Raw genomic sequence first — 2,707 nt, 5'->3', positions numbered from 1 at the left:
GATACAGCCGCCGGCTGGCGTAATCATCGCCATGATGGGGGAGTCGTCATCGACGTTGCCCAAAATGAAATCATCGCCACAGGTTTATCCATGCCCCATTCTCCCCGTTGGTATCAGGGGAAATTATGGTTACTTAATTCTGGCACAGGGGAATTAGGCTACATCGAAGAGCGTCAATTCCATCCCATCACCTTCTGCCCTGGATTTGTGCGTGGATTAGCCTTTTGGCAAAACTTCGCCTTTGTGGGACTATCTCAACTACGTTCCCAGAGTTTTACCGGATTAACCCTAGAAAACCGCTTAAGTTCCCAAGGAAATCGCCCCCAGTGTGGCTTAATGGTAATTGACTTGCAGACAGGCACAGCCCTGCACTGGCTATATTTTCAGGGAGTAATTGAAGAACTATTTGATGTTGTAGTTCTACCTGGGGTGCTACAACCCCAAGCAATTGGTTTACAGTCAGACGAAATTCAGCGCCTAGTCACATTTCCCAACAGTGGCGGCATTGTCACCACCAAACCCACCGCCAAACGTCCCAGTTTAGGAACAGTCCCCCCGGTTGCTGGTTTACCCACACAACAAATTACCCCCCTTAATTCTCCCGAAGATTGGAGAGGGTTAGGGTGGGGTAATCTCAGGATTAGTAGTGAGGCAGCCTTATCAAGAGGGGAGCAAATCCATTACCAACGGGTGTATCACCTCAACAGCAGCAATGCCCTCGACTACAATCACCTCACCTATCCCAGCCTGCAAAAACGCTGGCAAACTCAACCACCCCAATGCGAATTAACTGGGCTTTCTGCTTCCCTAGACGGTGCAATAGTTGGCTTTGCCATCAGCGAACGTTTAAACCCCCAACAAGCCGAAATCATTTCCCTATTCGTCTTACCCGAATACCGTAATCAAGGAATTGGCACAAAGTTAGTCGCCTATTTAGAACGAGAATTAGCCCAACAGGGATGTGTTGAAATCATCCTCAGTTATTCAACCAGTACACTTACCAATCTAGCTTTAGAACCGCTACTTTCTAAACTACATTGGCAACCACCCCAAATTAACTTGCTGCTTGGCAAAACCGCCACAGAAAAAATTGCCCAAGCCCCTTGGTTAAACAAGTATTCCCTACCTCCAGCCTTTGAGGTGTTTCCTTGGTTAGATGCCGGTTTATCCCTGCCGCCTAATGTCGAGGCACACCGCTTAGAACCCCTAAATAGCTTGGGATTGCGCTATCAGGGGGAGGTTATTGGTTGGGTGTTAACCCATCGGGTGGCACCTGACACAATTCGCTACACCACTTTTTCAATTGCACAAGCATTTGAGAAGCGGGGGCAAGGGGTTTGGCTGTTAGCAGAAGCGATTCGTCGTCAAGTTGACAGTGGTGTTCCCTACCTAACGGGTTCGGTTTCTTACCGTTATCCGCGTTTGTTGAAGTTTGTCGAACGACACCTGACTCCCTATTTAACTGGGGTGGGGGAAGTGCGGCAAACGAGTAAGTTGATTAACCCTACACTTGAATCAAGAGAAAACTAACATGGCTGACCCGAATTTTAAAGCCCCAATTACCAACCCCTTCGGACTGACGGGTGTAACACTTTCTTCTAAACCCACCTTAGCCGATATCGATGGCGATGGAGACTTGGATGCTTTTGTGGGGAATTTTAGCGGCAATACCGCGTTCTACCGCAACACTGGAACTACTGCTGCTCCCAGCTTCACTTTTGAAGCCAACAATCCCTTCGGACTGACGAATGTAGGGAACGTTGCTGACCCCACCTTTGCCGATATCGATGGCGATGGGGACTTGGATGCTTTTGTGGGTAGTGGTGATGGCAATACCCGGTTCTACCGCAACACTGGAACTACGGCTGCTCCCAGCTTCACCTTTGAAGCCAACAATCCCTTCGGACTGACGAATGTGGGAGCTTCTGCTAAACCCACCTTTGCCGATATCGATAACGATGGGGACTTGGATATTTTTGTGGGTAGTCAGAACAACGGTATCAGCTTCTACCGCAACACTGGAACTACGGCTGCTCCCAGTTTCACCCTTGAAGCCACCAACCCCTTCGGACTGGCGAATGAGTTTGCGGGTTCACCCGCCTTTGCCGATATCGATGGCGATGGGGACTTGGATGCTTTTGTGGGTAGTGTTTTTAACGATATCAGCTTCTACCGCAACACTGGAAATGCCGGGACTCCCATCTTCACCTTTGAAGCCACCAACCCCTTCGGACTGACGAGTGTGGGTTTAATTTCTTCACCCACCTTTGCCGATATCGATGGTGATGGGGACGTGGATGCTTTTGTGGGTAATCAGCAGGGCAATACCGTGTTCTTCGAGAATAACAATGCGCCCACAGGTTCACCCACAGCCACGTTAAGCAACACCGCCGAAGATACAGCCATCACAATTACTGCGGCTGACTTATTAACAGGGTTCAGCGATCTCGATGGTGATACCCTTTCAGTTGCTAACTTAACTGCGACTAACGGTGCATTGGTGGACAACTTGGATGGGACTTATACTTTCACTCCAACTGCCAACTTTAACGGCGCAGTTAATCTCACCTACGATGTTACTGATGGCACAGCAACCTTAACTGGACAAACTCAGACTTTTTCTGTAACCTCAGTTAACGATGCGCCAACAGGTTCACCCACTGCGACGTTAAGCAACACACCAGAAGATACAGCCATTAATATTACT

General features: G+C 48.9%; 2 protein-coding genes. Both read left to right on the top strand.

Annotated elements, in window-relative coordinates; translation table 11 throughout:
* The coding region (locus tag G1O98_RS37745) for a GNAT family N-acetyltransferase (RefSeq protein WP_163939512.1) at nt 1–1,530 on the top strand (1,530 nt) is incomplete at its 5' end.
* A gap of 1 nt (nt 1,531) precedes the next feature.
* The coding region (locus tag G1O98_RS37740) for an FG-GAP-like repeat-containing protein (protein ID WP_167306243.1) at nt 1,532–2,707 on the top strand (1,176 nt) is incomplete at its 3' end.

This window comes from Nostoc sp. UIC 10630, from assembly GCF_010747425.1.
In the GTDB taxonomy this organism is placed as follows: domain Bacteria; phylum Cyanobacteriota; class Cyanobacteriia; order Cyanobacteriales; family Nostocaceae; genus Nostoc.
Note: the sequence above shows the minus strand (reverse complement) of the source record. Positions and strands in the feature narration are given on the sequence as shown.